This window comes from Pseudoalteromonas sp. SWYJZ98 (genome assembly GCF_015864495.1).
Taxonomy (GTDB): Bacteria; Pseudomonadota; Gammaproteobacteria; order Enterobacterales; family Alteromonadaceae; genus Pseudoalteromonas; species Pseudoalteromonas distincta.
This window is the reverse complement of sequence record NZ_JADYXA010000068.1, coordinates 1-7673: the sequence shown is the minus strand read 5'-3', so window position 1 is coordinate 7673 and position 7673 is coordinate 1. Positions and strand designations below refer to the sequence as shown.

The following is a 7673-nucleotide window of genomic DNA, read 5'->3' as shown; positions in this document are numbered from 1 at the left end:
TGGAGCAACTTAATAATCGTCCGAGGAAGACACTTGGATTTGAAACGCCTGCAAAATTGATGCAGGATCACTTGGCGGCTAAAGCCGCCTAAACGTTATGCACTTCAGGTTTGAATCCGCGTGATCAAACTGACGATTCAAGTTCACTTTTTAGCTTTAGCGATAATAAAGCACAATTTAACAACCGTTTTCAGTACGCACAAACCCTCGAAGCAATGGGTGAAGTAGCTTATTCGCGCGGTAAAACCGATGAAGCCTTTACCGCCTTTGAAAACGCCCGCACCCGCCTTGAGGCATTATTAAAAATACAGCCTAACAACTTAGAGCTACTAACGCTTGCAGGCGCCAATGCCTTTTGGCTAGGTCAATTAGCTTATGATCAAAATGATCATCAAGCTACTGAGCAAATGTTTAAAAAATACCACGCTTACAGTAAAAAAATGTATGCGCTGGCAGCTAATGATTTTAACTCCATTATGGAATTATCGTATTCATCTAATTCTTTAGGTTCTTTATACATAGAAAAATCCAACTACAGCGCTGCAAAAAAGAACTTTGCAGAGTCACTTTTACTTAAAAATAAAGCGCTTAAACTGAAACCTAATAACAAAGATTTACTTCGAGATAAATCCGATACGATTAGTTGGCTTGCAAAAACAGAAGAGAAGCTAAGTAACTTTAATGAAGCAGTTAATATATTGGAAGGTGCAGTTGGCGTAATCACAAAATTGATTGCTGACTACCCTAGTGATGCAAGCCTTTTTTACACGTCAGCAAACCTATATATGCAACAAAGTTATTTACTGAGCTATTTGAGTGATAAACGGATGGCCCATAAAAAAGCCAGCTTGGCTAATCAAGTTATCAATGAAGCTTTAGTACAAGATCCAAAAAACAATAAATTTCAGCTTATGTATTATCGCTCTTTAGCACATTCACTAATGCTATCTACTGATGAAGCTACTGACTCAACAATTGAAAAAATAATTAATTTTTTAAAATCTCAAAATTTTAAAAATACCAGCACTATTAATACACAAATTACACTGATTCAATATTTTATAAATAGACAATCACCACTCAAAGCGCAGGAGTTATTAACTGAGCTTGAGAATAATGAAAACTACAAACATCAATTAGCCAACCTAACTAAAACTGGTGATTACTTAGTATATACAAGAATAAACTTAATCAAAGCAAACTTAGCTACAACTAATAAACAGCGAGAGCAATTTTGCTTAAGTGCTATCAAAGCAATTTCTGAAGCTGCAAAAATAAGTCAGAGCGTAAAAATAACATACCCACTAGTACAAGCTTATACCTGTTTAAACAGGGAAGACGAGATATCAGAAATAAAAACAAGCCTAGTTAAATTAGGCATTACGAACTTCCAACTATAATTACTCATAAAGGAAATGATATGAATAACACCCTAGAAAATGTCGACTTTCAAGTCAATATTAAACTTAACAACGGTGAAGCTATTTTTAGCTATACAAAAAATGGCGAATCCGCTACTGGCGGTGGTGTTGTAAGAACTGAAACCGCTGGCAACTACAATTTAGACGACGCCACAATTCAAAATGGTTTCGTATTTACTGGCGCTACTATCACCGATAACGACACACAAAAACCATGCGCCCAAGACTTCAGCTATAAAGTAAGTGACAACGGCCACACAATTATCATTACCGACACAGATGAAAATAATGGCTCTGTATGCTTAATCTTTAACGTTGAGTGTAATGGCAATAAATATGAAAGCGCTGATCCTCAAGTTAAGAATGAAAAAGAACTCTAATTAGTAATGCTTATTTTTAAATTGCACAGGCATATTAATTGCGGTGTAATTTATTTAAAAACGACCTTTAAATAAACTTAAATAACAACAACTTAAATCAGAAGGTTACCGAAAGGTTTAAAAACGATAAATTGAATAAACTGCTAGACATAAAGTTTAATTAACAATAAAAATGAGCAACACCATGTCTAACAATAATGAAAATAGCAAAGCAAACAACACCGACAGCGCTGTATCTGCATTAATCAGCAGCATTTCTAATACCGTTAACAATGAAAAAATAAGCGCAATTATTAATGTCACTAATGTCATGGCCGATGCTATTTTTATTGTTAATGCAGATGGGGTGTTTGAATCAGTAAATCCCGTAGCAGCACGTTTTTTCAATGTAACGTCTGATTCATTAATAGGTAAAAAATGGCAAGATTGTTTACAAGAACAGTATCGCGATGACTATAAATACATGTTTGAAAGTTGGAAAAAAAACTATCAAACACCACTCAATCATGGTCCGAAAGAAGTTAAAATAAGAAAAAACAATGGTAACTGTTTAGATGTTGAGTTATCTGTATCATGTTTACCCGAATCGGTAGTCTCAAGTACCCCACTTTTTATTTGTATAATGCATGATATTTCAAAGCACGTTAAAAAGTATAAAGTACTGGAAAACGTAGCCAGACTTGATCACCTCACTGGTATTGCTAATCGTTGTACTTTAGAAAAAACCATCATAAAAAATTGGCAAGAGTGCATAGTTAACAAGCAGCCTCTTAGCTTTATACTTATTGATATTGATTACTTTAAATTATTTAACGATAACTTTGGCCATGTAAAAGGTGATAAGTGCCTTCAAAAAGTCGCTCGTACAATTGAAGAGTGCTTACCATCTAAAGACAGTTTAGTAGCACGCTATGGTGGTGAGGAGTTTGCTGTTGTGCTGCCTCGTTCGCACATTTCAAATGCACAAATGATTGCTAAACGTATTCAAGAAAAAATACTCAACATTAATTTTAGAGATCTCGGTTTACCAGCGAATGTAAAAATAAGTGTAAGTCAGGGTTTAGCGTGTGAATACAACAATCAATACAGAACATCTGAGGCATTAATATGCGCGGCGGATACTGCCTTATACAGAGCGAAGTCGGAAGGTCGTAATAAATTATGTATAAGGTGATGTACTAACTATTTGGTATAGCATTTATCTACTAAAATAAAAAAACCGCAATTGCGGTTTTTTTATTACTTGAGAAAAGCTTAAATATCGATTAGCAATCCTTCGTCCTTTTTAATCTTTTCGATCACCATATAAGTATGATGAGTACCCACGCCGGGAATATCTACTAAGTCGCCAAGAACTTGTCTATATTCTTCCATATTAGAAACGCGAATTTTTAATAAGTAATCATAACCACCAGCAACCATGTCACATTCGACTACTTGTTCTATCCTTAATATGTGCTCTCTAAATACTTTAAATACAGCTGTATTTGAAGCAACAAGCGATACTTGAACATGCGCTACTAAGCTCTGATTAAGTTTAGCTTCGCTAAGCTTGGCATAATAGCCTTCAATATACCCTTCTTGCTCTAATCGTTTAACCCGATCTAGGCACGGGCTGGCACTCAAATTAACCTGTTTTGCGAGGTTAACATTAGAAATTCTGCCGTTCTTTTGAAGAACGTCTAGTATGGCTAAATCAATACGATCTAGCATGCGTAATCTATTTGGAATTGTCATAACAGAATTTTATGCGGATAAGTTAAATTTATACCCTGTAAATTATCGTAAATCGCGAAATTTAACCAGCATATTCTGCTGAATTTTAATTAGAATGCACTCACAATATCACTGGTAATTTATTGGTAATTAATTTTACTTTAATTCTTAACATCCTGAGGGTTGCTTATGTTATTCAACGGCGATTTAACTACTACTTGTCCTATCAGACAAAGAATCCGTGACTTTTACCGCATAGATGAAAATGCAGTTATTGATCATATTTTACCGCTTGCAGAAGTAGGCGTAAAAGCACGAAGTCGTGCCTGGGAAAGAGCCCGCCAGATTGTTTTGAACATTCGTAAAGAGCAAGATGGGCAAGGCGGTGTTGATGCGCTTTTAAATGAATTTTCACTCTCTAGTGAAGAAGGCGTTGTATTAATGTGTTTGGCCGAAGCACTGCTTCGCGTACCAGATAAAGCAACTCAAGATGTACTTATTCGTGACAAGTTAGCCAAAGGTGATTGGAGCTCTCATTTAGGAAGCAGCGATTCTTTATTTGTAAACGCATCTTCTTGGGGATTATTAGTTACCGGTAAAATGGTTAACTACACAGACAAAACTAAAGAACAACAGTTCGGCATGCTTAAAAAGACCATTGGTCGTTTAGGTGAGCCAGTTATTCGTAAGTCTGTAAACTTTGCTATGAAAATTATGGGCAAGCAATTCGTAATGGGTCGTACCATTGACGAGGCAATTGAACGTGCTGCCGAAACAGAGCAAAAAGGTTACGTATATTCTTACGATATGCTAGGCGAAGGCGCGCGCACAATGAAAGATGCGAAGCGTTACTTTGACAGCTACATGAATGCTATACACTCAATTGGTAAAGCGGCTAATGGTCGTGGTCCAATTAAGAGCCCGGGCATTTCAGTTAAGCTTTCTGCTATTCACCCACGCTATGAGTTCACTCATAAAGACCGTGTGATGGAAGAAATTGTACCAAAGTTAAAAGAACTTGCTCTTGCCGCTAAAAAATACGATATCGGCTTTACCGTTGATGCAGAAGAAGCAGACCGTTTAGATATTTCATTAGATGTAATTGAAGCGGTATTCAGTGATGAAGATCTTGGTGATTGGCAAGGATTTGGCTTAGCGGTTCAAGCCTATCAAAAACGCGCTATTTTTGTAATTGAATGGCTAACTGACCTTGCAACCCGCGTTGGTCGCAAGATGATGGTACGTCTAGTAAAAGGCGCATACTGGGATACTGAAATCAAAACCACACAGCAAGATGGTTTAGATCACTACCCAGTATTTACCCGTAAAGCAACAACAGACGTTTCTTACAAAGCGTGTGCTATTAAAATGCTTGAAGCGCGCGATGTGCTTTATCCGCAATTTGCTACACATAACGCTTACACTGCCGCGACTATTTTAGAAGTAGCCAAAGGCGACAACACTGGTTTCGAATTCCAACGTTTACACGGCATGGGTGAGTCATTATTCGACCAAATCGTTAACGAAGAAAAAATTCAGTGCCGCGTATATGCCCCAGTTGGTCAACACGAAGACCTACTTGCTTACCTTGTTCGTCGTTTGTTAGAAAATGGTGCTAACTCATCATTTGTGAACGCCATTGTAGATACAACAAAACCTGTTGAATCATTACTTCCAGACCCTGTAGAAACATTGCAAGGCTTGCGTAATAAGTACAATACGCAAATCAAAATGCCAATTGATTTATACGGTGAAGAACGTGCTAACTCAAAAGGCATGGATTTAACCGACATTAACGTTATCACCCCTTTCAAAGAGAATCTTGAAACATGGTTTAACGAGCACTTAATTGAGCAAAGCCAAGTACCTGAAGGCTCACTTGCAGTTAAAAACCCTGCAAATCACAAAGAAATCATCGGCCACGTTAAACTGCAAACTGGCGAAGAGATGAAAGTATTACTGGCTAACGCTGAAGCTGCACTTGAGTCATGGTCACAAACACCAGTAAGAGAGCGAGCTAACTTACTGCGTCGCGTTGCTGACATATTAGAGCGTCATCACGACGAACTTGTTGCTATCTGTATTAAAGAAGCAGGTAAAGTAGCTCAAGATGGTATTGATGAAGTACGTGAAGCGGTTGATTTTTGCCGTTACTACGCGGCGCGCGCTGAGGAGCTATCGCAAGATGAGCGTTTTGAAGCCCGTGGCGTTATTTTATGTATTAGCCCGTGGAACTTCCCGCTTGCAATATTCTTAGGCCAAGTTGCCGCTGCGATTGTTACAGGTAACACTGTAATTGCAAAGCCTGCTGAGCAAACAAGTTTAATAGCCCTTCGTGCTATTGAACTAATGCTGTCTGTTGGTTTACCTGAGCATGTTGTTCAGCCTGTTATTGCTCGTGGTTCTGAAGTAGGCAAAACAATTGTTCCTGATGAGCGCATTCAAGCGGTTATGTTTACAGGTTCTACTGAAACAGGCACATTAATTTCTCAAACACTTGCTGCACGTAACGATATTCAAGTACCGTTAATTGCAGAAACAGGTGGCCAAAACTGTATGATTGTTGACTCAACGGCACTTCCTGAGCAAGTAGTTGACGATGTGATCAGTTCTGGTTTTCAAAGTGCTGGGCAACGTTGTTCTGCTCTTCGTGTTTTATTCATTCAAGATGACGTAGCAGATGGCATTATCGAAATGCTTAAAGGTGCCCTAGCTGAGCTACACATTGGCGACCCATCGTTACTATCAACTGATGTTGGTCCGGTAATTGATGAAAAAGCACTTAAAAACTTAAACGAGCACGTTGAGTACTTAAAAGGTAATTCTATACTTCATTACGAGTGTAAAATCCCGGATAACACTCAAAATGGCGCATACTTTTTTGCACCTCGTTTATACGAAATCAAAGATTTATCAGTACTTAAGCGTGAAGTATTTGGCCCATGTGTTCATATTGTTCGCTTTAAATCGAGCGAACTTGATGATGTGATGGATCAAATTAATAACACAGGTTATGGCTTAACAATGGGTGTACATTCACGCATTGAAGAGCGCTGTGAGTACCTTGCTAAAATGTCACGTGCAGGTAATGTTTACATTAACCGAAACATGATTGGTGCTATTGTTGGTGTGCAACCATTTGGTGGCCGTGGTTTATCAGGTACTGGCCCTAAAGCCGGTGGCCCTAACTACCTTCAACGTTTAGTAAAAGAAAAAGCATCACCAGATAACGTGCAAATGACAAACCTGACGCCAGATGAGCTTGATTTACACCACTACAGCGGTGCAAATGAGCAAGTTAAAAAGCTAATGGCTAACTCAATGCGCGATGAAAAAATCTGGCGCGCAACACCACTAAACGACCGTGTTTCGGCTGTGCGTCAGTTGCTTGCTAAAATCGCGACGGTAGAAATTATCGACGATTTAGCAGACGATTTAGCATTAACATTATCAGAAGCTCGTGCACAGCTTAACCGCCTTGAAAAGCACATGCGTAAATTTACTACCCTGCCAGGGCCAACGGGTGAGTCTAATACACTTCATCTAGAAGCGCGTGGTTGTGTAGTGTGTTATGCAGATAAGAGCACATCATTTAACTTCTGGGCATTGTCTATCATTACCGCTATTGCCGCAGGTAATACGGTAATTACTGTAGCGTCTGAGCTGTTTTACGATGAAGCTGTTGCCTTTAAAGATAAATTTATCTCTACAGGTGTTGCTGAAGGTGTTTTCCAAGTAGCTAAACCTAATCAGTTACAAGCTATCTTAGCTCACCCTCATTTAGCTGGTGCGGTAGTTGCCGCTCGCTCGTCTCGTTTAGGCTACTTCAGCCAACAGCTTGCACAGCGTAAAGGCGCAATTTTACCGGTAATTAGCTCTGAGTATTACGATACATTAATCAAGCGCTTAATTACTGAAAAAACAATTAGTATTGATACAACAGCATCAGGCGGTAATACCTCGCTAATGACGCTTGTTGAAGATGATGAATAATTAAGCTAATGCTTTTTTACTAAAAAATAAAATAAGGCACTGTAAAGCTGTCTCTTGATCACAAGTCTGACTCAAGAGATTTTGCTAAATCGTAGCCTTCTAGGATGGCTTGTAACTTAAGCCATCCTTTCCATAACACTTTCACAGATGCACGCCCTGTGCG

Annotated in this window: 4 protein-coding genes and 1 pseudogene; 4 read left to right on the top strand and 1 reads right to left on the bottom strand. The window is 38.6% G+C overall.

Annotated elements, in window-relative coordinates:
• Positions 1–122: 122 nt before the first annotated feature.
• The 3 genes and pseudogenes from I6F10_RS19515 to I6F10_RS19505 form a co-directional block, all read left to right on the top strand.
• Positions 123–1400: pseudogene (locus tag I6F10_RS19515) on the top strand (winged helix-turn-helix domain-containing protein); the annotation flags it as partial.
• 20 nt (positions 1401–1420) lie between these two features.
• Positions 1421–1801: a DP-EP family protein gene (locus tag I6F10_RS19510; RefSeq protein ID WP_197099279.1), complete on the top strand. Its 381-nt coding sequence runs from the start codon at positions 1421–1423 to the stop codon at positions 1799–1801.
• A gap of 184 nt (positions 1802–1985) precedes the next feature.
• Positions 1986–2975 (top strand): sensor domain-containing diguanylate cyclase, encoded by a 990-nt coding sequence (locus I6F10_RS19505; protein WP_197099278.1) that lies wholly within the window; start codon positions 1986–1988, stop codon positions 2973–2975.
• An 80-nt stretch (positions 2976–3055) separates the two neighbouring features.
• On the opposite strand, the gene I6F10_RS19500 is transcribed toward I6F10_RS19505, so the two are convergent.
• Complete coding sequence (locus tag I6F10_RS19500) at positions 3056–3538, bottom strand: winged helix-turn-helix transcriptional regulator (RefSeq protein ID WP_024596882.1); 483 nt, start codon at positions 3536–3538, stop codon at positions 3056–3058.
• Positions 3539–3706: 168 nt separating this feature from the next.
• Here I6F10_RS19500 and putA point away from each other — a divergent pair, with 168 nt between their 5' ends.
• Positions 3707–7510 (top strand): bifunctional proline dehydrogenase/L-glutamate gamma-semialdehyde dehydrogenase PutA, encoded by a 3804-nt coding sequence (gene putA, locus I6F10_RS19495; protein WP_024596881.1) that lies wholly within the window; start codon positions 3707–3709, stop codon positions 7508–7510.
• Positions 7511–7673: the final 163 nt, after the last annotated feature.